This is a genomic window from Streptomyces sp. MUSC 14, assembly GCF_001866675.1.
Taxonomy (GTDB): Bacteria; Actinomycetota; Actinomycetes; order Streptomycetales; family Streptomycetaceae; genus Streptomyces.
Genome location: NZ_MLYN01000027.1, coordinates 93664 through 115810, shown reverse-complemented (window position 1 = coordinate 115810; position 22147 = coordinate 93664). Strand labels below are relative to the sequence as shown.

Genomic DNA, 22147 nt, shown 5'->3' with positions numbered 1-22147 from the left:
GGCTGTGACGGTGCGGTGACGCGGAAGCCGAGGGGAGCCGACACACTGGTGGGCAGGAGACGTGCGACCGGGATCGCGATGCCGGGGGAGTGAGGGAAGACCGATGTCTCGACTGAGCTTCGAGAAGAAGCGGGCGCAGCAGCCCGCGGAGCACCCGGCGGTGGTGCCGGTCCGGGTGTTCGGCGCGGGTGGCGCGTCGGTGGGCGGGACGTCGTTGGCGGCCGTGCCGGGCGAGGAGATCCAGCAGACGGTCCTGAACCGCCTCCAGCGCCTCGCCATCAGCCTGGGCGCGCCGATACGTGCCACGATCCAGGACGACCGGGTGGGCCTCGTGGTTCCCCTGGAGGTCTCGGCGGACGGCTCCAGCCGCGTCATGGGGGAGCCGGTGCGGACGGCTCCGCCGTGGGAGGCGCGGGAGGCACAGCCGACGCGGAAGGCCGGGGCCGACGCGTGCCAGGAGCCGGAGGGTGTGGCGGCCGGGACGGCGCGGGTGCCGACGGGGCGGTTCGGCCCTCCGCCGGTCATGGACGCGCTGGCGACGGCCGCCGCCACCGCGACCACCACCACGGCCGCCGCTCCCTCCGTCCCTTCTCCCGTCACCCCCGCGCCCGAAGCGGCACCCCTCCCCGCCTCCGGCCGCGCTCCCGCTCCCGCCTCCTCCGCCACCGCTCTCGCGGCCTCTCTTTCGGCCTCCCTCCCGCTGTACGCCGAGCCGGAGGCACCGGACGCCGGCCACACGCCGGCCCGTGGGTTCGACGCCGTCGCCGAGGAGGTGCTCGGGGACGGGCCGCTGACGGAGACGGCGGAGGGCGCCGAGCTGCTGACCGAGCCGATGACGCGGATCAACGAGGCCGTGCGCGCGGGCCGGATCGAGGCGGCCGCGGAGCTCACCGACCGCACGGTCACCGAGGCCTCCACCGTGCTGGGCCCCGGCCACGCCGAGGTGCTGCACCTGCGGGAACTGTCCGCCTACATCGCCTACTTGGGCGGCGAACCGGTCCGCGCCTTCGAGCAGTCCCTTGACCTCGCCCGGCTGCGCCGGCAGGCGCGGGACGCGGAGGCCGCCTACGGCAACGTGCGGAGCGCGGCGACCGCCTGGCGCGCGGTGCGCGACCCCGAGGAGGGCCTGCGGCTGGGCCGCGACCTGATCGAGCTGTGGACGGACCTCAGCGCCGAGCCGGGTCCCGCCGCCGACGACCCGCACCCCTTGGAGTCCGCCCGCGCCCGCATGGGCCGCCTGACCGACCGGGCGGCCCGCGCCGCACAGGCGTGAGCCCGGCCGCCGTACAGCCGTGAGCGGGGTCGCACAGGGCTCCCGCGCGGCTCACTGCACGCAGAACTCGTTGCCCTCGGGGTCCGTCAGCACCACCCACCGCCCGGCGGGCTCCGTCACCTCGCGCACCACGCGCGCGCCCAGCGCCTCCAGTCGGGCCACCTCCTGAGCGCGCCGCTCCGGGCCGGCGTGCAGATCGAGGTGGAGCCGGTTCTTGGCCGTCTTCGGTTCCGGGACGCGCTGGAAGAGCAGGCGCCGGCCCAGCCCGGTGCCGGTCTCGCGGTCGTACGGGTCGTCGGGGTGTCGTACGGCGATCAGGTCACGGAAGGCGGGGCGGCCGTGGTACTCGACCGTGGCCTCGCCGGGCAGCGCGCCGGCGGACAGCAGCCGTTCGACCAGGGCGCTGTTGTCCTCGGCCGTGTAGTGCAGCGCCGCGGCCCAGAAGTCGGCCTGGGCGTGCGGGTCGGCCGCGTCGATGACGAGCTTCCAGTGCAGGGGTGCGGGGGTCTGTGTCGACATGGCCGTCACTTATAGCGCGCGCCACTGACAACGGCCGCCGGACACGACAGCGTGATACCGCAGCCCGCCACGACGGCCGTGACCGTGGAACTCAGGCGTCGACCGCGGCGGACTCGGCCTGGCCGCCGCGCGCCACCACCAGCGACCGCCGCGTGCGGCGTGCCGAGCGCAGCGCGTCGCCCGTGAGCAGGGTCAGCGCCAGCCAGACCAGCGCGAAGCCGGCCCACCGCTCCATCGGCATGGCCTCGTGGAAGTACAGGATGCCGAGCAGGAACTGGAAGACGGGGGCGAGGTACTGGAGCAGGCCCAGCGTGGACAGCGGCACGCGGATCGCCGCCGCGCCGAAGCAGACCAGCGGCAGCGCGGTGACCAGGCCGGTGGAGGCGAGCAGGACGGCGTGCCCGGAGCCGTCGTTCACGAAGCTGGACTCGCCGTGGCCGACGAGCCAGAGCAGATAGCCGAGCGCGGGCAGGAACTGGATCGCGGTCTCGGCGGCCAGTGACTCGACGCCGCCGAGGTCGACCTTCTTCTTCACCAGGCCGTACGTGGCGAAGGAGAAGGCGAGGACGAGCGAGATCCACGGCGGGCGGCCGTAGCCGACGGTCAGGACGACGACGGCGGCGAAGCCGGTCGCGACCGCCACCCACTGCACGGGCCGCAGTCGCTCCTTCAGCAGCAGCACGCCCATCGCGATGGTCACCAGCGGATTGATGAAGTACCCGAGCGAGGCCTCGACCACATGGCCGGAGTTCACGGCCCAGATGTAGACGCCCCAGTTCACACTGATGACGGTCGCGGCCACGGCGACGAGGGCGAGTCGGCGCGGCTGGCGCAGCAGCTGTCCGGCCCAGGCCCAGCGCCGTACGAAGAGCAGCACGACGCCGACGACGACCAGGGACCAGGCCATGCGGTGGGCGAGGATCTCCACCGCGCCGGCGGGTTTCAGCAGCGGCCAGAAGAGGGGGACCAGCCCCCACATGCCATAGGCGGCGAAGCCGTTCAGCAGGCCTATCCGGTCCTCGCTCGCTGAGCCCCCGGAGCCTTCCGGGCTCCCGGGGTTCTTGGACGTCCCGCTCACGGCCCCTCCTTCCCGTGGCGCATCGGCACACGCGCGCGCGAGAACGAAGGTAGCGCCGAGTGCCCCCGGCTGTCATGCCCGTATCGCCATACGGTCATGACAGCCGGGAGGGGGCAGGTGAGGGGGCGGAGGGTCAGCCCTTGACCGCCGCCGTGACCGCCTCCGTCAGCGACTGCGCCGGGCGGCCGGTCAGACGGGTGAGGTCGCCGGTGGTGACGACGAGCTCACCCTTCTCGATGGAGGCGTCCACGCCGGCCAGGATCTCGGCGAACACCGCGGGCAGCCCGGCGCCGGTCAGGATCCCGGTCAGGGCCTCGGGGGTGACCGGGGTGTAGGCGATCTCCTTGCCGGTCTGCCGGCTCAGTTCGGCCGCGTACTCGGCGAAGCCGAAGGGCTCGTCGCCGCCCAGCTCGTAGGTCTTGTTCTCGTGGCCCTCACCGGTCAGCACCGCGACCGCGGCGGCGGCGTAGTCGGCGCGGGAGGCGGCGGAGATCCGGCCGGCGCCGGCGGCCTGGACGACGGCGCCGTGCTCCAGCACCGGGGCGAGGTTCTCGGTGTAGTTCTCGAAGTACCAGCCGTTGCGCAGCAGCGTGTACGGCAGGCCGGAGGCGAGCAGCACCTCCTCGGTCGCCCGGTGGTCGTCCGCGAGGGCGGCCTTCAGGGTGCCCGGGGCGCTGGTGTAGGCGAGGAGCGCGACGCCCGCGGCCCTGGCGGCGTCGATGACGACCTGGTGCTGCCGCACCCGGCCCTTGTCGAACTCGTTGCCCGAGATCAGCAGGACCTTGTCACCGGCGGCGAAGAGGCTGTCGAAGGTCTCGGGCGCGTTGTAGTCGGCGACGGCGAGCCGTACGCCACGGGCCGCGAGGTCGGCGGCCTTCTGCTCGTCGCGCACGACGGCGGTGATCTGCTCCGCCGGAACCTTCTCCAGCAGCTGCTCCACGACGTGGCGGCCGAGGTGTCCGGTGGCTCCGGTGACGACGATGCCCATGATGTGCCCTCTCCTTCTGGGATGCGTTCTGCCGCTAACCCTAGGAGGTGCGCTAACTTCTGGAAAGTACCCACTTCAAAGTAAGGTACAGACATGTTGGTAAGTGAGTGGAAGGGCGACGGCGAGGCCATGTGCCCCCAGCGCCTGGTTCTGGAGCATGTCACCAGCCGTTGGGGCGTGCTGGTGCTGATCCAGCTCCTCGACCGCCCGTATCGCTTCAGCGAACTGCGCCGGGCGATCGGCCGCGTCAGCGAGAAGATGCTCACCCAGACCCTCCAGACCCTGGAGCGCGACGGTCTCGTGCACCGGGACGCCAAGCCGGTCATCCCGCCGCGCGTCGACTACTCCCTGACCGAGCTGGGGCGCGAGGCGGCGGAGCAGGTACGGGCGCTGGCGCAGTGGACCGCGCGACGCATGGACGACGTGATCGGCGCCCGGCAGGCATACGACGAGGCCCGGGAAATCCAGTCCCGGGCCTCGTGGCAGAGCGAAGAGCGGCAGCGGCAGCGAGGGCGAACGGCCTAGCCGACGACCGTCCAGGTGTCGCCCCCGGCCAGCAGGGCGGCGAGGTCGCCCTTGCCCTTCTGCTCGACGGCGGTGTCCAGCTGGTCGGCCATCGCGGTGTCGTAGACCGGGCGTTCGACGTTGCGGAAGACGCCGATGGGGGTGTGGTGCAGGGTGTCGGGGTCGGCGAGGCGGGAGAGCGCGAAGGCGGTGGTCGGAGACGCGGAGCGCGCGTCGTGGACCAGGATGTCCGCCTCGTTCTCCGCGGTCACGGTGACGACCTCCAGGTCGCCGGTGGTCTGGTTGCGTACGACGCCGCGTGTGCCGTCGGCGCCGAAGCGGATCGGCTGTCCGTGCTCCAGCCGGATCAGTGCCTCCTGGGCCTGCTGTTTGTCCTTCAGGGCGTCGAAGGCGCCGTCGTTGAAGATGTTGCAGTTCTGGTAGATCTCGATGAGTGCGGTGCCGGGGTGGTCGGCGGCCTGGCGCAGGACGTCGGTGAGGTGTTTGCGGTCGGAGTCGATGGTGCGGGCGACGAAGGAGGCTTCGGCGCCGATGGCCAGGGAGACCGGGTTGAAGGGGGCGTCCAGGGAGCCCATCGGGGTGGATTTGGTGATCTTGCCGAGTTCGGAGGTCGGGCTGTACTGGCCCTTGGTGAGGCCGTAGATCCGGTTGTTGAAGAGGAGGATCTTGAGGTTGACGTTGCGGCGCAGGGCGTGGATGAGGTGGTTGCCGCCGATGGACAGTGCGTCGCCGTCGCCGGTGACGACCCATACGGACAGGTCGCGCCTGCTGGTGGCGAGGCCGGTGGCGATGGCGGGGGCGCGGCCGTGGATGGAGTGCATCCCGTAGGTGTTCATGTAGTACGGGAAGCGGGAGGAGCAGCCGATGCCGGAGACGAAGACGATGTTCTCCTTGGCCAGGCCCAGCTCGGGCATGAAGCCCTGGACGGCGGCCAGGATCGCGTAGTCACCGCAGCCCGGGCACCAGCGCACCTCCTGGTCCGACTTGAAGTCCTTCATCGACTGCTTGGCCTCGGCCTTGGGGACCAGCTGGAGCAGTCCGTTGCCGGCGTCCGTCACGGCGTCAGTCATGGATGGCCTCCTTCAGCGCCGTGGCGAGCTGTTCCGCCTTGAACGGCATGCCGTTGACCTGGTTGTAGGAGTGGGCGTCGACCAGGTACTTCGCCCGGATGAGCGTGGCGAGCTGCCCGAGGTTCATCTCGGGGATCACCACCTTGTCGTAGCGCCGCAGCACCTCACCGAGGTTGTGCGGGAAGGGGTTGAGGTGGCGCAGGTGTGCCTGGGCGATGGACTCGCCGGAGCGGCGCAGGCGGCGTACCGCCGCGGTGATCGGTCCGTACGTCGAGCCCCAGCCGAGCACCAGGGTCCGGGCGGTGTCCGGGTCGTCGACCTCGATGTCCGGGACGGTGATGCCGTCGATCTTGGCCTGGCGGGTGCGGACCATGAAGTCGTGGTTGGCGGGGTCGTAGGAGATGTTGCCCGTGCCGTCCTGCTTCTCGATGCCGCCGATGCGGTGCTCCAGCCCCGGTGTGCCCGGGATGGCCCACGGCCGGGCCAGGGTGTGCGGGTCCCGCTTGTACGGCCAGAAGACCTCGGTGCCGTCGGCCAGGGTGTGGTTGGGGCCCTGCGCGAACTGGACGGTGAGGTCCGGCAGTTCGTCCAGGTCCGGGATCCGCCAGGGCTCCGAGCCGTTGGCCAGGTAGCCGTCGGAGAGCAGCATCACCGGCGTGCGGTAGGTCAGCGCGATCCGGGCTGCCTCCAGGGCGGCGTCGAAGCAGTCCGCCGGGGTTCTCGGGGCGACGATCGGTACCGGTGCCTCGCCGTTGCGGCCGTACATAGCCTGCAGCAGGTCCGCCTGCTCGGTCTTGGTCGGCAGGCCCGTCGAGGGGCCGCCGCGCTGGATGTCGACGACCAGCAGCGGCAGTTCCAGGGAGACGGCCAGGCCGATCGTCTCGCTCTTGAGCGCGACGCCCGGGCCGGAGGTCGTGGTCACCGCGAGCGAGCCGCCGAACGCCGCGCCGAGTGCCGCGCCGATGCCGGCGATCTCGTCCTCGGCCTGGAAGGTGCGGACGCCGAAGTTCTTGTGCCGGGACAGCTCGTGCAGGATGTCGGAGGCCGGGGTGATCGGGTACGAGCCCAGGAACAGCGGCAGGTCCGCCTGGCGCGAGGCCGTGATCAGGCCGTAGGCGAGGGCGAGGTTGCCGGAGATGTTGCGGTAGGTGCCCGTGGGGAAGGCCTTGGCGGCCGGGGCGACCTCGTAGGAGACCGCGAAGTCCTCCGTCGTCTCGCCGAAGTTCCAGCCCGCGCGGAACGCCGCGATGTTCGCCGCCATGATCTCGGGCTTCTTCGCGAACTTCGACTTCAGGAACTTCTCGGTGCCCTCGGTCGGCCGGTGGTACATCCACGACAGCAGGCCCAGCGCGAACATGTTCTTGCTGCGCTCGGCCTCCTTGCGGGACAGGTCGAACTCCTTCAGCGCCTCCACCGTGAGCGTGGTCAGCGGCACCGGGTGCAGGCCGTAGCCGTCCAGCGAACCGTCGTCCAGCGGGGAGGCGTCGTAGCCGACCTTCAGCAGGGCGCGCTTGGTGAACTCGTCCGTGTTGACGATGATCTCGGCGCCGCGCGGCAGGTCGCCGATGTTCGCCTTCAGCGCGGCCGGGTTCATCGCGACCAGCACGTTGGGCGCGTCACCCGGGGTGAGGATGTCGTGGTCCGCGAAGTGCAGCTGGAAGCTGGACACACCGGGCAGGGTGCCGGCGGGGGCGCGGATCTCGGCGGGGAAGTTGGGAAGGGTGGAGAGGTCGTTGCCGAAGGAAGCGGTCTCCGAGGTGAAACGGTCACCGGTGAGCTGCATGCCGTCACCCGAGTCCCCCGCGAACCGGATGATCACCCGGTCCAGACGCCGCACGTCCTTCGCGTCGCCCGGATTGCGCTGCTCTCCCACGACGTTTCCGTCGGCCTGCTCCGCTGGGCTGCTGACCTGGCTGGTCACTGAACTGGACCTCCTTCGAGGCGGCTGTCCGGGGGCGGTCGTCCCACGGACCATCCCAGATCAACCCTACGTCGGTTAGGGTCGCCTTCCCGAGGCCATCCACGGATTGGACGACATTTCGAGACGGCCTGTCGCGCTGGCTTGGCTGGCTAGCTGGCTTCCATGATGTCCCGCCGTGCTCGAGCACCGATCAAGGCGCTCCCCGCACGTTCCACGGTTCCCCGCCCGTCTCCCACAGAAGCCGGACGGTCTGACACGGAGCTGACGGGGGCGGGGCAGGGGGTGGTGGTCGGACGCGCGGGCACCGTGGCGCTCGGGGGTACGGGCAGGGCGGCGGTGGGTGTGGCTACGGCGCTGGCCGGACGCGCGGGCACGGCGGAGGGTCCGTGTGCAGTGGTCGTCGGGTGTGCGGGCACGGCGGGCCGTCGAGCGCGTGGGCATGGCGGAGGGTGGTCCGTGCGCGGTAATCGTCGGGTGTGCGGGCACGCGCGGGCACGGCGGGTCGTCGGGCCTGCGAGCACAGGGCGAGTCGTCGGGTGTGCGGGCACGGTGGTGGTCGCGGGTACGGGCAGGGCGGCGGTTGGTGTGTGTACGGCGGTGGCCGGACGCGCGGGCACGGCGGGCCGTCGGGCGTGCATGCCGGCGGTCGGTCCGTGCACGGTGGTCGCCGGACGCGCGGGCACGGCGGGAACGGTGGCTGTCGGTCCGTGCGCGGTGGTGGTCGGGGTGGGCACGGTGGAGGTGGCCGTCAGGAGTTCAGGTAGGTCAGAACGGCCAGCACCCGCCGGTGGTCGCCGTCGCTCGGCGCCAGGCCGAGTTTCAGGAAGATGTTGCTGACGTGCTTCTCCACGGCGCCGTCGCTGACCACCAGCTGCCGGGCGATCGCCGAGTTCGTACGGCCCTCGGCCATCAGCCCGAGCACCTCGCGCTCGCGCGGGGTCAGCCCCGCCAGCACGTCCTGCTTGCGGCTGCGCCCGAGCAACTGCGCGACCACCTCCGGGTCCAGCGCCGTACCGCCCTCGGCGACCCGTACCACCGCGTCCACGAACTCGCGCACCTCGGCGACCCGGTCCTTGAGGAGATAGCCCACGCCCCGGCTGGAACCGGCCAGCAGCTCGGTGGCGTAGCGCTCCTCCACGTACTGCGACAGCACCAGCACCCCGAGCCGCGGGTACGCCTTGCGCAGCCGCACGGCCGCGCGCACGCCCTCGTCGGTGTGCGTCGGCGGCATCCGTACGTCCGCCACCACCACGTCGGGCAGCGCGCCCTGCCCGTCGAGGTCGGCGACGGTCTTCACCAGCGCCTCCGCGTCCCCGACACCGGCCACGACATCGTGCCCACGGTCGGTCAGCAACCGGGTCAGGCCCTCTCTGAGCAGCACCGAGTCCTCGGCGATGACCACCCGCACCCTGTTCTCCACGATCTCCCGGCCCCCCATGCCCGTTCTCCGACGGCGTTCGTCCCTATGGTCCGTACGGAGGTCAAGCATTCCAGCAATCGCCCCGGCCCGCCGCCCCACCTGGGAACTCCACCCTCGGAGAAGGGGGTTCCAGGCAGGCGCACGGGCCGGAACAGGGGGTGTGCGGTGCGGGTCAGGCCCGCCAGGGCAGTTCCGCGATGACCCGGGTGGGACCGCCCGCGGGGGAGTCCACCACGAGGACGCCGTCCACCGCGCCCAGGCGTCCGGCGAGGCCGGCCAGACCCGAGCCGCCCGAGACGTCCGCGCCGCCCACCCCGTCGTCGATCACCTGGAGCATCAGCCGGTCCTCCGCGCGCCACACGTCCACCGACGCGGACCGGGCCCGGCTGTGCTTGCTGATGTTCTGGAGCAGTTCGGAGACCGTGAAGTAGGCGATGCCCTCGATCGCGGCCGCCGGCCGGCCCGGCAGGTCGACCTCGACCCGCACCGGCACCGTGCAGCGGGAGGCGACCGCCGACAGGGCCGCGTCCAGGCCGCGGTCGGTCAGCACGGCCGGGTGGATGCCACGGGCGAGGTCGCGCAGCTCCTGGAGCGCGGTCTTCACCTCGCCGTGCGCCTCCTCCACCATCTGCGCCGCCGCCTCCGGGTCCTCCTGGAGCTTCTCCTTCGCCAGTCCGAGGTCCATCGCCAGGCTCACCAGCCGGGCCTGCGCCCCGTCGTGCAGGTCGCGCTCGATGCGGCGCAGGTCGGCGGCGGCCGTGTCGACCACGACGCCCCGGTCCGACTCCAGCTCCACCACGCGCGCCGACAGCGGCGACGGCCCCAGCAGCCCGCGCACCAGCAGCCCGTCGACAGTCGTCAGGGCCCGGACGATCCACGGCGTCGCCAGCGTGACCAGCAGTCCGACCAGCGCGGTCACGGTGATCTCGAACGGGTTGTCCAGGTACACGCTGTGGTGCTCGTCGCCGTACAGCTGAAGACCGCCCTGGCCGACGTAGGCCGGGAAGACCCAGAACCACAGCGGATAGGTCAGCAGCGACCAGCCCAGGGGCCACAGGGTCACCGCCACCACGAACGAGAACACCGCCCAGGGGAACTGCACCAGCGCGTACAGCGTGCTCCGCCAGGAGGCGCCGCTCTTGAGGACCGCGCCCATCCAGGCCAGCGCGCCCGGCTTGCGCACCCGCAGCGGCTCCGGCGCGCCCACCTCCAGCCCGAGCAGCGCGCGCGCCCGCACCCGTTCCAGCGCGCCGAAGCCCCGGCAGCCGGCGAGCGCCGCCGCGAGCACCGGGACCCCGAGGAAGGTGACGAGCAGGCCCGCCCCGAGCGACACCATCGCCACCGTCCAGGTGAACAGCGCGATCGAGATCGGCAGGCTCAGCAGCACGTACCCGAACTCACGCCAGCTGCGCGCCTCGAACGGCGCCCGCAGTCCGGCGGGCAGCCGGTGGCCGGTTCCGGCGGGCCGCCCCTGCCCCCGCTCATACCCGTGTCCGTACTCCATGGCCATCGAATCTCGTTCCGTTCTCGTCGTGTCGGCCGTGCCTTCGCGGCTGTGCTTCTACGGTCGTGCGTCGCGGCTCCGCGGGCCATGGAGTCCGTCGGCGTCTCCACCCGGGGGTTTTCCCCACCCCGGCACCGGGACGCGGCGGCGGAGGGACGGCCGTGAGCGCGGCTACTCGGTCCGGTCCCGCCAGGGCAGTTCCGCCGTGACCACCGTCGGACCGCCGGCCGGGGAGTCGAGGACGAACAGTCCGTCCACCGCGCCCAGCCGCTCGGAGAGCCCCCGCATCCCGGTGCCGCCGTCCAGCCGCGCGCCGCCCCGGCCGTCGTCACGGACCTGGATCAGCAGCCGCTCCTCGGCGCGCCAGACGTCGACGGAGGCGCCCCGGGCGCGGCTGTGCTTGCTGATGTTCTGGAGCAGTTCGGAGACCGTGAAGTAGGCGATGCCCTCGATGGCGGGCGCCGGGCGGGTGGCCAGGTCCACGGTGACCGTCACGGGCACCGTGCAGCGCGTGGCCACCGAGGACAGGGCCGCGTCCAGGCCGCGGTCGGTCAGGACGGCCGGGTGGATGCCGCGGGCGAGGTCGCGCAGCTCCTGAAGGGCCAGCTTCACCTCGCCGTGCGCCTCCGCCACCATCGCCGCCGCCGAGTCGGGGTCCTCCAGCAGCTTCTCCTTGGCCAGGCCGAGCCCCATGGCCAGGTTCACCAGCCGGGCCTGCGCCCCGTCGTGCAGGTCGCGCTCGATGCGGCGCAGGTCGGCGGCGGCCGTGTCGACCACGATCCCCCGGTCCGACTCCAGCTCGGCGATACGGCGCTCCAGCTCGTCCGAGGGGGACAGCAGCCCGCGCACCAGCGCCCGGTCCACGTTCGCGAGGCTCCGGGCCAGATACGGCAGCACCGGCCACAACGCGATCAACGAGGTCAGCGTGGCGCAGAAGGTGAGGACGCCCCAGGGCAGCCGGACCAGGTCGTACAGCATCGTCCGCCAGCCCACCGGGTCCTTCAGCGCCAACCACAGCCGCTGCGTCAGGCTCCCGCCCCTGGCGAGCGGCAGCGGGGTCGGCTCCTGCACCCGCACCCCGAGCAGCTGGCGGGCACGGGCCCGCTCCAGCTTCCCCAGCTGCCGGGAACCCAGCAGGCTCAGTGCCAGCAGCGGCAGGCCGATCACCGTGATCGAGAGCGACCCGCCGACGGACAGCGCGGCGAGCGCGTACACGAAGGAGAACACCGCCACCGGCAGGTTCAGCAGGAGATGCGCGATCTCCTTCCAGGTGTGCGCGTCGTAGGCCGGCCGCGGCGGCGGCAGGCGGTCGGTGCCGTCGGCCCGGTCGACGGCTGAGCTGGGAGCGGTCATAGCAGCCAGCCTGCCGTGCGCGTCGCCCTCCGCGCCATGCGGTACGCCGCCCTCCGCTCGCGGGGGAAAACCCCACCCCCGCCGAACCCCGGCCCGCCGCCACCCGTCTCACCCGATGACGGGCTGCTTACCGTCCCTTTATCAGGGCCTAGACTCCGGTGCGTACAGATCCTCGAATCACATGGGATCACCGAATTCGCTCGGGTCATGCAGGCCACGACGTCAGGGAATGAGGGACGGACGGTGCGGGAGACGTTGGGGGACGGTGGGCTCGCGACGGCGAACGTCATCGCGGCCGGCTACTTCCGGTCCTACTCGGTGGTGGGCCTGCTCGCGCTCGTCGGCGTGCTGTTCGTCGCCGTCGCCTTCGGCGCGGGCCGCCTGCTGCGCCCGGTGGTCCCCACGCCCGAGAAGCTCCTGACCTACGAGTGCGGCGTCGACCCCGTCGGCGAGGGCTGGGCCCACACCCAGGTCCGCTACTACGTCTACGCCTTCCTGTACGTGATCTTCGCGGTCGACTCGATCTTCCTGTTCCCCTGGGCGACGGTCTTCGCCGCCCCCGGCTACGGCGCGACGACCCTCGTGGAGATGTTCGTCTTCCTGGGCTTCCTCGCCGTAGGCCTGCTGTACGCATACAAGAAGGGCGTCCTGACATGGACGTGAACCACTCGGTGGACGGGAACCCGTCGGCGACCGAGTCCGTCTCCGAGCCCGTGCTGCTGCCGGAGCCGAAGCGACTGGGCGCACTGGCCCGGCTGGCCCCCGAGCCGATGAAGGTGATCCTGAACTGGGGCCGCCGCTACTCGCTCTGGGTCTTCAACTTCGGCCTCGCCTGCTGCGCGATCGAGTTCATCGCCGCGTCGATGGCCCGGCACGACTTCATCCGTCTCGGCGTCATCCCCTTCGCGCCGGGCCCCCGCCAGGCCGACCTGATGGTGGTGTCGGGCACGGTCACGGACAAGATGGCCCCGGCCGTCAAGCGCCTGTACGAGCAGATGCCCGAGCCGAAGTACGTCATCTCCTTCGGCGCCTGCTCCAACTGCGGCGGCCCCTACTGGGACTCCTACTCCGTCACGAAGGGCGTCGACCAGATCATCCCCGTGGACGTCTACGTCCCCGGCTGCCCGCCGCGCCCCGAGGCGCTGCTCCAGGGCATCCTCAAGCTTCAGGAGAGGATCGCCCGCGAGTCGCTGGCGGAGCGCTACGGCACCGGGGCCGCCAGGCCGTCGGTGGCCGCCCTGACCAGCGACCTGGTGAAGCCGCCGGCACCGGCTGCCGAGGGGGACGCCCGATGAGCACGGTCGGCTGGCTGCCCGCCCCGGTCGAGGACCTCTTCGGTACGGACGCCACGGCCGAGGAGTCGTACGACGTCCTGACCGTGGACGTACCGCCGTCCGCCTGGCTCACCGCCCTGGAAACGGCCCGTACGACCCTGGGCTGCACCTACTTCGACTGGCTGAGCGCCGTCGACGAACCGGGCACGGGTTTCCGCGTCTCGGCCCACGTCGTCGCCCTCGGCCCGGTCCGCCGCCTCCTCGTCCGTACGACCGTCCCGCACGAGGCGCCTGCGCTGCCCTCCGCCGTCGGCGTCTACGCGGGCGCCGCCTGGCACGAGCGCGAGACCCACGAGATGTTCGGCGTCCGCTTCACGGGCCACCCGGGGCTCGACCACCTCCTCCTCCCCGAGACCTTCGAGGGCCACCCCCTGCGCAAGGACTTCGTCCTCGCCGCCCGCGTGGCCAAGGCCTGGCCGGGCGCGAAGGAGCCCGGGGAAGCCGAACACGGCGGGCCCAAACGCCGCCAGATGCTGCCCCCGGGCGTCCCCGACCCCAACGAGTGGGGCCCGCTGAAGGGCCAGCTCCCCCCGGCGCCGGCCCGCCCGGCACGCGGCGCGGCGGCGGGACGCACGGCGGGCGACCGCCCGGCCCGCGCCGGCGCGCCCGCCGCCGGGGACCGCCCGGTACGGCGCACCCGCACGGCCGCCCATGGCTCCGCGAGCCAGACCTCCGGCGCCTCGACGGAGGTCACGGAGGTCGCCAAGGCCGCCGAGACCGCGGAGGGAGCTCCGGCTGCCGGTGCCGGTGCCCGGCCGCGCCGGATGCGGAGCGCGAGCCAGGGCTCGGTGAGCCAGCCGCCGGCCCCGGCCGAGAGCGCGGGCGCGGGCGCGGGCGAGACGAGCCGGCCGGTGCCGGAGGCCGGGGCCGCCGAGGCCGCCTCGACGGTACCGACGGCTGCTCCGGCACCGACCACCCGCCCACGCCGCTCGCGCAGCGCCTCCCAGGGCTCCGCCTCCCAGCGGACCGAGGCACCGGTGCCGCCGGAGCAGGCACCGGCGGCACCGGAGGGCGCGTCCCGCCCGGCCCGGCGGAGCACGGCCCAGCACAGCTCGGACGCCCCCTGGCACCACGCCCGCCCGGCCTTCGACGAACCGGAACAGTCGCCGACCGCCGAACAGTCGCCGACGGCCGAACGGACGCCGACGGCTGAGCAGAAACCGACAGGGGAGACCGAGGCAGCGCCTGAGCCGACGCCCCGGCCCGAGCCGGAACGCGAACCCGAGGGCGAACCGGAGCGCGGGCCGGAGAACGCGCAGGCCGAACGGCCGGACGGCTCCGCAACCGCAGAACCCCCGGAGTGCCCTGACACCCCCAGCACCCCCGACCGCACCCCCGGCGACGACCCCACAGGAGGCTCGCAGTGAACGACGCGCTGGACGTCGCCCTGCGACTCCTGGTCGTGTTCGTCGTCTTCCTCACCTTCCCGCTGATCGTCGGCCAGACCGAGCACAAGGTGATGGCCCACATGCAGGGCCGCCTCGGCCCGATGTACGCGGGCGGCTTTCACGGCTGGGCCCAACTCGTCGCGGACGGCGTGAAGTTCGCGCAGAAGGAGGACGTGGTCCCGGCCGGCGCCGACCGCCGTGTCTTCCAACTCGCCCCCGCCGTAGCCCTGCTGCCGTACCTCCTCGTGCTGCTCGCCATCCCGATCGGCCCGAGCGAGGGCGCGGTCGGCCAGGCCATCGACGCGGGCGTCTTCTTCGTGCTCGCGGTGATGGGCGTCGGCGTGCTCGGCTCGCTGATGGCCGGCTGGGCCAGCGCGAACAAGTTCTCCCTTCTCGGCGGCCTGCGCACGGCCGCGCAACTCCTCGCCTACGAACTGCCGATGCTGCTGGCTGCCGCCTCGGTCGCGATGGCCGCGGGCACGGTCTCCCTGCCCGGCATCCTGCACGCGTTCCACTGGTGGTGGGTGCCCTGGCAGATCGTCGGCGCGCTCGTCTTCTTCGTGGCCGGCCTCGCCGAGCTGCAACGCCCGCCGTTCGACATGCCCGTCGCCGACTCGGAGATCATCTTCGGCGCGTACACCGAGTACACCGGACTGCGTTTCGCACTGTTCCTCCTCGCCGAGTACGCCGGCATCGTCGTCCTGTGTGGTCTGACCACCGTCCTCTTCCTGGGCGGCTGGCACGGCCCCTGGGGCGTCGCCGGCCTGGGCTGGCTGTGGACCCTGCTGAAGACCGCGATCCTCGCCTTCGTCGTCATCTGGCTCCGCGTCACCTACCCCCGCCTGCGCGAGGACCAGCTCCAGAAGCTTTCCTGGACCCTCCTCGTCCCCCTCTCCCTCGCCCAGATCGCCCTCACCGGCATCGTCAAGGTGGTGATCAGCTGATGGCCCCCATTCCCGGCAGCGGCCTCGCCAAAGGCCTGGCCGTCACCCTCCGCACGATGACGCGGAAGTCCGTCACCGAGCAGTATCCGGACGCCCAGCCCGAACTGCCGCCGCGCACCCGTGGCGTGATCGGCCTGTTCGAGGAGAACTGCACGGTCTGCATGCTCTGCGCCCGCGAGTGCCCGGACTGGTGCATCTACATCGACTCCCACAAGGAGACCGTCCCGCCCGCCGCACCCGGCGGCCGCGAGCGCAGCCGCAACGTCCTCGACCGGTTCGCGATCGACTTCTCCCTGTGCATGTACTGCGGTATCTGCATCGAGGTCTGTCCTTTCGACGCGCTGTTCTGGTCCCCGGAGTTCGAGTACGCCGAGACCGACATCCACGACCTCACCCACGAGCGCGACAAGCTCCGCGAGTGGATGTGGACCGTTCCGGCCCCGCCCGCTCTCGACCCCGCCGCCGAGGAGCCGAAGGAGATCGCCGCCGCCCGCAAGACCGCCGAGAAGCTGGCGGCCGCGCAGGACGAACCGGGGGAGGAGCAGTCGTGAGCCCCGCCGCAGCCGTGAGCCTGGCGACAGCCCCGCACGGGTTTCTGTCCCCGACCGGCGTCGAGATCGCCTTCCTGCTCGTCGGCCTCGCCACCTTCGGCGCGGCCCTGATCACGGTCACCACCCGTCAGCTGGTGCACGCCGCCCTGTGGCTGGTGGTCGCGCTCGGCGGCCTCGCCGTCGAATACCTCCTGCTCACCGCCGAGTTCATCGCCTGGGTGCAGGTCCTGATCTACGTCGGTTCCGTCGTCGTCCTCCTTCTGTTCGGTCTGATGCTCACCAAGGCGCCGATCGGCCGGTCCCCGGACGCCGACTCCGGCAACCGCTGGGTCGCCCTCGCCGTCGCGGCCGTCGCCGCCGTGGCACTGGTCTGGGTGGTGGCCGACGCCTTCCGCACCACGTGGATCGACCTGACCGGTCCCGCCGCCGGCACCACCCGCGTCACCGGCGAGAGCCTGTTCCGGCACTGGGTGCTGCCTTTCGAAGCCCTGTCCGTCCTCCTTCTCGCGGCCCTGGTCGGCGCGATCGTCCTGTCCCGCAAGGCGAAGACGGAGTCGGGCCCTCCCCCTGTGAACTCCCGAGCGGTCACCGAGAGTTCCCCTTCCGTCACGGATCCCGGTACGGATTCCGGAATTCACCCGGGCGAGAAGGAAGGGGTCCGCTGATGCACCTCGCCTATCCCGCCGTTCTCTCCGCTCTTCTGTTCTGCACCGGGCTGTACGGCGTCCTCGCGCGTCGCAACGCGATCCTGGTCCTCATGTCGGTCGAGCTGATGCTCAACGCCGTCAACCTCAACCTGGTCGCCTTCGACGTGTGGCTCAGCCGGGCCGCCCGCGACACCCTGCACTCCGGCCAGGCACTGACCCTGTTCACCATCGCGATCGCCGCCGCCGAGATCGGCATCGGCCTGGCGATCGTGCTCGCCGTCTACCGCAACCGCGGCACCTCCGACATCGACAAGCTCCGCGACACCGCCGAGGGCCCCGAGGCCAGCGGCCCCGGCGCCGCGGGCCCCGGCACCCCCGCGGCCGAGAAGGCTGAGGCCACCGCGTGACCACGATCCACCTCGCCGTCCTCGTCCCCCTCCTGCCGTTCCTGGGCGCCGTGGCCGGCCTGCTGCTCGGCCGCACCGCGCCCGGGTTCGTCCGCCCGCTCGCCGTGCTCCCGCCGCTGGTCTCGCTCGTCCTCGCCGCGCTGGTCGCCGCCGACCAGGGCGGCGGCCGGGCCATCGACGCCCACACGGAGCTGACACCCACCGGCTCGGTCCCGATCGAGCTGGCCCTGCACATCGACGGCTTCGCCGCGCTCGTCGCGATCCTGGTCGCGTTCGTCGCGTCCTGCGTGCAGATCTACTCGACCGGCTATCTGCGCGACGACCCGCGCTACCCGTCGTACGCCGCTCTCGTCTCCCTGTTCACCTCCGCGATGCTCCTGGTCGTCTACTCCGGCGACCTGATCGTGCTGCTGGTCGGCTGGGAAGTCATGGGCATCTGCTCCTACTTCCTGGTCGGCCACTACTGGGAGACCCCCGAGGCCCGCGCCGCCTCCCTGAAGGCCTTCCTGGTCACCAAGCTCGGCGACGTGCCGTTCCTCATCGGCCTGTTCGCCCTCGGCACCGACGCCGGGTCGTTCCGCATCACCCGGATCCTCGGCGCCGTGACGAGCGGCGGTCTCGACCACCCGACCGTGACCGCCCTGCTGCTGCTCGCGGGCGTGGCCGGCAAGTCAGCGCAGTTCCCGCTGCACACCTGGCTCCCGGACGCGATGGCGGGCCCCACGCCCGTCTCGGCGCTGATCCACGCAGCGACGATGGTCGCCGCCGGTGTCTACTTCATCGCCCGTCTCCTTCCGGTGTTCGAGGCCTCCCGGGCCGCGATGGTCGTCCTCGCCGTCATGGCCGCCGCCACGATGGCCGGCTCGGCGCTCGCCGCACTCGCCCAGGACGACATCAAGCGCGTCCTCGCCCACTCGACGATCGGCCAGCTCGGCTACATGACCGGTGCCCTCGCCGTCGGCGACCGCGGTGCCGCCGTCTTCCACCTCCTGTCCCACGGCGCCTTCAAGGCGCTGCTGTTCCTCGCGGCCGGCGTGATCATCCACGCCGCCGGCACCAATTCGCTGGCCGCCATGTCCCGCATGCACGGCCTGCGCGAGCGCGTCCCGGACGCCTACTGGACGATGACCGTGGCGCTGCTCGCGCTCGCCGCGATCCCGCCGTTCAGCGGCTTCTTCTCCAAGGAGTCCGTCCTCGGCGCCGCCGAGCATGTGGCCACCGGGAACACCGGCCACGCTCCCGGAGCGGCGGGCTGGATCGTCCTCGTCGCCGGTCTGCTCACGGCCCTGCTCACCGCCGCCTACGCGACCCGCCTGTGGCTGCTGGCCTTCCGCGGCCGGGGCACCGAGGCACCCGACCACGGCCGCCAGCCGCTGACGATGAACACGGTGCTGTGGGTCCTGGCCGTGCCCTCCCTGGCCTTCGGCGGGCTCGCCTACCGCGCGCTGCCCGGCTGGTTCGACGGCCGCGACCTGACCCCGACGCTGCTCACCTCCATCCTCGGCACCGGCCTCGCGCTGGTCGGCGGACTGCTCACCTACGGCGCCTGGCAGCGCACCCGTGCGATCGCCGCCCGTACCCCGGCGGCGCCCGCGCCCTCCTTCGCGTGGGAGCACCTCCAGGGCGAGGCCGCCGCGCACCCGGAGGGAGACGCGAGCCTCGTCGAGGCCCACGCCCTCGCCGACCGGGGCCCGGCCGACCGCGACCTCGTCCACGCGCCCGACCCCGGACGGCTGCTGCTCGGTCCGCTGTACCGGCATGCAGCCACCGGCTTCCACCTGGACGCCGTGTACGCGGCGCTGTTCGTCCGCCCGGTCCAGGCCGGGGCGAGCCTCGTGCGATTCCTCGACCGCGAGGTCGTCGACACCTACGTACGCGGCGCGGCAGCCCTGCCCCGGGTGCTCGGGGCCGCCGTGCGGCGGGCGCAGACCGGCAATGTGCAGACCTATGTGAGCGCGCTGCTCGCCGGCACCGTCGTCCTGGCGGTCGCCGTCGTCCTCGTCGCCACCGGAGCGTGAGCAGGCGTGATCGATATCAACGAGTCCGTGATGCAGTTCCTTCTGGCGTTCGTCGTCGCCGGCCCGCTCCTCGGCGCCGTCGCCGCTCTCCTGCCCGCCCCGCCCGGGCTGAAGGGGAAGTCGCCCGAGCAGGCCGTGCTGCGCCACGGTGTCACCGTGACCGGCGCGATCCTCATCGCGGCGATCGTCCTCACGCTCGGCTTCGACAGCGACCACCCGTCGAAGATGCAGGCCACGACCGACATCAGCTGGATCCCCGCGCTCGACGTGCGGATCCACCTCGGCATCGACGGCATCTCGCTCCCCCTTCTGGTCCTGACCGCGCTGCTGACCTTCCTCTGCGCGCTGTACTCCTACTTCAAGCCGCCGGCGGGCGGCTCCCCCAAGTCGTTCGTCGCGCTGCTGCTCCTGCTCGAGTCCGGCACCCTCGCCACGTTCGCCGTCCTCGACCTGCTGCTGTTCTTCCTCGCGTTCGAGACGGTGCTCATCCCGATGTACTTCCTCATCGCCCGCTGGGGCGGCGAGGGGCGGACCCGGGCCGCGTGGAAGTTCATCCTGTTCACGCTGCTCGGCTCCGTCGTCATGCTGCTCGGCCTGCTCCTGATCGGAATCAAGGCGGGCACGTTCGACATGGTGGCACTCGCCACTGACAACGGCCGGTCGCTCACCGCATCCGTGCAGGTCATCGCCGTTCTGGCGATCGGGATCGGACTTGCGGTCAAGGCCCCGATGTGGCCGCTGCACAGCTGGCTGCCCGAAGCCCACACCGCTGCCCCGACCGTCGGCTCCGTCCTGCTGGCCGGTGTCCTGCTGAAGATGGGTACGTACGGGTTCGTGCGGATCCTGTTGCCGATCGCGCCGCACGGCTTCCACACCTTCGCGCCGTATCTCGCCGCGTTCGCCGTCGTCGGGATCATCTACGGATCGTTGGCCTGCCTGGCCCTGGCCAAGCGGGGCGCGAAGGGCGACCTCAAACGGCTGATCGCCTACTCCTCCGTCGGCCACATGGGCTTCGTCCTGCTGGGCATCGCCACCATGACCCCGACCGGCGTGAACGGCGCCCTGTTCGCCAACATCGCCCACGGCCTCATCACCGGCCTGCTGTTCTTCCTGGTCGGCGGTCTGAAGGACCGTACGGGCACGACCGACCTCGACGCCCTCGCCGAGGAGACCGGCGCCGCGCTGTACGGCAAGGCACCGCGCCTGGGCGGACTGCTCGCGTTCGCCGCCGTCGCCTCGCTCGGGCTGCCCGGGCTCGCCGGGTTCTGGGGCGAGATGCTGGCCCTGTTCGGCGCGTTCGAGCCCGCCGCCGGCCTCAGTCGGCCCGCGTTCCTCGCCTTCATGGCGATCGGCGCGTTCGGCACCCTGCTGACCGCCGCGTACATGCTGATCGTGGTCCGCCGCGTCTGCATGGGCGGCGCGGAACAGGAAGTCCCGAAGCTCGCCGACGTCCACGGCTACGAGTTCGCCGCCTGGACCCCGCTCGTCGCCCTCACCGTCGGCGCCGGGCTGTGGCCCAAGGCTTTGCTGGGCCTCACCGACCCGGCCGTGCACCAGCTCCTCGCAGGAGGCACCCGATGAGCGCCCAGCCCCTCGCCGAGTCGCTGGTCCAGTCCGTCGACTGGCTCGCCGTCGCCCCGCCGCTCATCGCCGCCGTGGTCGCGCTCGCGGTGCTGGTCGCCGACCTGTTCCTGCCCGAGGCCCGCAAGACCGTCCTGGGCTGGGTCTCGGTCGCCGGCCTGGCCCTGGCCGCGCTGATGCTGCTGCCCCTCCTGGACGGGCACCGCAGCACTTTCTGCGTGGACCGCGCCACGCGCGCGTGCAGCTACACCGCCGACCACTTCACGCTCGTCATCCAGTTCCTGGTCCTCGGCGGCGCGCTGCTGGCGGCACTGCTGTCGGTCACCAACCTCAAGGACGACGAGCAGCGGGTCCCCGCCGGGGAGTTCTGGTTCCTGCTGCTGTCCTCCGCGGCCGGCGCCGCCCTGCTGCCCGCCTCCCGTGACCTGGCCACCCTGATCGTCGCCCTGGAGGTCGCCTCCCTGCCCGCCTTCGCCCTCGTCGGCATCCGGCACGGAGACAAGCGCTCCTCCGAGGCCGCGCTGAAGTTCTTCCTGTCCTCGGTCACGGCCACCGCGGTCAGCCTGATGGGCATCAGCTTCGTCTACGCCTCCACCGGCACCCTGTATCTCACCCAGGTCGCGCAGCGCCTGACCCACGTCGACGGACAGCTGCACACCCTCGCCCAGACCGGGGTCGTCCTCACCCTCGTCGGCTTCGCCTTCAAGACCGCCGCCGTCCCGTTCCACTTCTGGGTGCCCGACACGTACGTGGGTGCGCCACTTCCCGTCGCCGCCTACCTGTCGGTGGTCGGCAAGGCGGTCGGTTTCTCCGGCCTGATCCTCGTCACCGTCGTCGCGTTCCCGTCGTACGCCGACGTCTGGGGACCCGCGCTCGCCGTCCTGGCCGCCCTCACCATGACCGTCGGCAACGTCGGCGCCCTGCGCCAGCAGGCCACGCGCGCGTACAGCGCCGTCCGACTGCTCGCCTGGTCCTCCGTCGGCCAGGCCGGCTATCTGCTGGTGCCGATCGCCGCCGCCGGGTACGCCAAGGACCCGCAGAGGGCGATCGGCTCCACGGTCGCCTACGCGCTGATGTACGCGGCCGTGAACCTGGGCGCGTTCGCGGTGGCCGCCCTGGTGGGCCGCAGCCGGGCCCTGAACCGGATCAGCGACTACCGGGGCCTGTACGCCACCAACCCGCTCACCGCGCTCCTCCTGGCGTTCTTCCTGCTGTGCCTGGCCGGGCTCCCGCCGGGCGTCATCGGCCTGTTCGCCAAGGTCACCGTGTTCTCGGCGGCCGTCGACGCGGGCCTCGGCTGGCTCGCCGTCGTCATGGCAGTCAATGTGGTCATCGCCCTCTTCTACTACCTCCAGTGGACGGCCCTGCTGTTCCGCGCGCCCGAGGGCGAGCTCGCGCGGCACCACGTTCCGGCGCCTCTCACGGCCGCCATCGCCCTCACCGGGGTCCTCGGCGTCGCCCTGTCCGGAGCGCCCCAGCTGGTCCTCCGCTTCGCCGCCACCGGACTGTTCTGACACACCGCCCCGCGCGCGTGCCGCATCCGTGCCCACGCGCGCGGGGGAGAGTGAAACCGCACGTCACCCGTACAGCCGAGCGACGCCCGCACGGACACAGGGAACTCGTGAC

General features: G+C 72.1%; 20 protein-coding genes. 12 read left to right on the top strand and 8 right to left on the bottom strand.

All coding sequences use genetic code 11. From position 1 onward, the window contains the following. Nucleotides 1–103 precede the first annotated feature (103 nt). On the top strand, nt 104–1273 hold the full coding sequence (locus tag BIV25_RS18435; RefSeq protein WP_071373425.1) for a hypothetical protein: 1170 nt from the start codon (nt 104–106) through the stop codon (nt 1271–1273). A 51-nt stretch (nt 1274–1324) separates the two neighbouring features. On the opposite strand, the gene BIV25_RS18430 is transcribed toward BIV25_RS18435, so the two are convergent. The 3 genes from BIV25_RS18430 to BIV25_RS18420 form a co-directional block, all read right to left on the bottom strand. After that, complete coding sequence (locus BIV25_RS18430; protein ID WP_071373424.1) at nt 1325–1792, bottom strand: VOC family protein; 468 nt, start codon at nt 1790–1792, stop codon at nt 1325–1327. Between the two features lie 91 nt (nt 1793–1883). Next, a complete protein-coding gene (gene rarD / locus BIV25_RS18425) occupies nt 1884–2870 on the bottom strand; it encodes an EamA family transporter RarD (protein WP_071373423.1) in 987 nt (328 codons plus the stop codon). A gap of 133 nt (nt 2871–3003) precedes the next feature. Further along, nucleotides 3004–3858, bottom strand: coding sequence for an SDR family oxidoreductase (locus tag BIV25_RS18420; protein ID WP_071373422.1), 855 nt, complete (start codon nt 3856–3858; stop codon nt 3004–3006). Between the two features lie 93 nt (nt 3859–3951). On the opposite strand from BIV25_RS18420, the gene BIV25_RS18415 reads away from it, so the two are divergent. Continuing rightward, nucleotides 3952–4383: a helix-turn-helix domain-containing protein gene (locus tag BIV25_RS18415; protein WP_071373421.1), complete on the top strand. Its 432-nt coding sequence runs from the start codon at nt 3952–3954 to the stop codon at nt 4381–4383. On the opposite strand, the gene BIV25_RS18410 is transcribed toward BIV25_RS18415, so the two are convergent. The 5 genes from BIV25_RS18410 to BIV25_RS18390 form a co-directional block, all read right to left on the bottom strand. Next, nucleotides 4380–5453, bottom strand: a complete 1074-nt coding sequence (locus BIV25_RS18410) for a 2-oxoacid:ferredoxin oxidoreductase subunit beta (RefSeq protein ID WP_071373420.1) — start codon at nt 5451–5453, stop codon at nt 4380–4382. The two genes, BIV25_RS18415 and BIV25_RS18410, sit on opposite strands and share 4 nt — an antisense overlap. Then, nucleotides 5446–7374, bottom strand: a complete 1929-nt coding sequence (locus tag BIV25_RS18405; protein ID WP_071373419.1) for a 2-oxoacid:acceptor oxidoreductase subunit alpha — start codon at nt 7372–7374, stop codon at nt 5446–5448. Before BIV25_RS18405 ends, BIV25_RS18410 begins: the two co-directional genes overlap by 8 nt. A gap of 748 nt (nt 7375–8122) precedes the next feature. Beyond that, a complete protein-coding gene (locus tag BIV25_RS18400) occupies nt 8123–8812 on the bottom strand; it encodes a response regulator transcription factor (RefSeq protein WP_305729326.1) in 690 nt (229 codons plus the stop codon). Nucleotides 8813–8966: 154 nt separating this feature from the next. After that, nucleotides 8967–10304: a sensor histidine kinase gene (locus BIV25_RS18395; RefSeq protein ID WP_071373418.1), complete on the bottom strand. Its 1338-nt coding sequence runs from the start codon at nt 10302–10304 to the stop codon at nt 8967–8969. A gap of 165 nt (nt 10305–10469) precedes the next feature. Next, complete coding sequence (locus tag BIV25_RS18390; RefSeq protein WP_071373417.1) at nt 10470–11651, bottom strand: sensor histidine kinase; 1182 nt, start codon at nt 11649–11651, stop codon at nt 10470–10472. Between the two features lie 243 nt (nt 11652–11894). Between BIV25_RS18390 and BIV25_RS18385 the strand changes: the two genes are divergently transcribed. Genes BIV25_RS18385 through BIV25_RS18340 form a run of 10 tightly spaced genes read left to right on the top strand, consistent with a single transcriptional unit; the run spans nt 11895 to nt 22035 of the window. Then, nucleotides 11895–12314 carry an NADH-quinone oxidoreductase subunit A gene (locus tag BIV25_RS18385; RefSeq protein ID WP_071373416.1) on the top strand — a complete coding sequence of 140 codons (420 nt, stop codon included), beginning with the start codon at nt 11895–11897 and terminating at the stop codon, nt 12312–12314. After that, nucleotides 12305–12946 carry an NADH-quinone oxidoreductase subunit B gene (locus BIV25_RS18380; protein WP_177235324.1) on the top strand — a complete coding sequence of 214 codons (642 nt, stop codon included), beginning with the start codon at nt 12305–12307 and terminating at the stop codon, nt 12944–12946. Before BIV25_RS18385 ends, BIV25_RS18380 begins: the two co-directional genes overlap by 10 nt. Continuing rightward, entirely contained in the window at nt 12943–14352 is a 1410-nt protein-coding gene (locus BIV25_RS18375) for an NADH-quinone oxidoreductase subunit C (RefSeq protein ID WP_071373415.1), read from the top strand. Before BIV25_RS18380 ends, BIV25_RS18375 begins: the two co-directional genes overlap by 4 nt. Further along, nucleotides 14349–15317, top strand: coding sequence for a complex I subunit 1 family protein (locus BIV25_RS18370; protein ID WP_071373414.1), 969 nt, complete (start codon nt 14349–14351; stop codon nt 15315–15317). The genes BIV25_RS18375 and BIV25_RS18370 overlap by 4 nt, the downstream gene beginning before the upstream one ends. Next, nucleotides 15317–15868: an NADH-quinone oxidoreductase subunit I gene (locus BIV25_RS18365; protein WP_071373413.1), complete on the top strand. Its 552-nt coding sequence runs from the start codon at nt 15317–15319 to the stop codon at nt 15866–15868. The genes BIV25_RS18370 and BIV25_RS18365 overlap by 1 nt, the downstream gene beginning before the upstream one ends. After that, entirely contained in the window at nt 15865–16533 is a 669-nt protein-coding gene (locus BIV25_RS18360) for an NADH-quinone oxidoreductase subunit J (RefSeq protein WP_371273035.1), read from the top strand. The genes BIV25_RS18365 and BIV25_RS18360 overlap by 4 nt, the downstream gene beginning before the upstream one ends. Beyond that, on the top strand, nt 16533–16922 hold the full coding sequence (gene nuoK, locus BIV25_RS18355) for an NADH-quinone oxidoreductase subunit NuoK (protein ID WP_071373412.1): 390 nt from the start codon (nt 16533–16535) through the stop codon (nt 16920–16922). The genes BIV25_RS18360 and nuoK overlap by 1 nt, the downstream gene beginning before the upstream one ends. Next, the gene (locus tag BIV25_RS18350; RefSeq protein WP_071373411.1) at nt 16919–18940 is read left to right on the top strand and encodes an NADH-quinone oxidoreductase subunit L; all 2022 of its coding nucleotides are present in this window, start codon (nt 16919–16921) and stop codon (nt 18938–18940) included. The genes nuoK and BIV25_RS18350 overlap by 4 nt, the downstream gene beginning before the upstream one ends. 6 nt (nt 18941–18946) lie before the next feature. After that, nucleotides 18947–20521, top strand: a complete 1575-nt coding sequence (locus tag BIV25_RS18345) for an NADH-quinone oxidoreductase subunit M (RefSeq protein WP_071373410.1) — start codon at nt 18947–18949, stop codon at nt 20519–20521. Next, a complete protein-coding gene (locus tag BIV25_RS18340) occupies nt 20518–22035 on the top strand; it encodes an NADH-quinone oxidoreductase subunit N (RefSeq protein WP_071373409.1) in 1518 nt (505 codons plus the stop codon). Before BIV25_RS18345 ends, BIV25_RS18340 begins: the two co-directional genes overlap by 4 nt. The last annotated feature ends 112 nt before the right edge of the window (nt 22036–22147 follow it).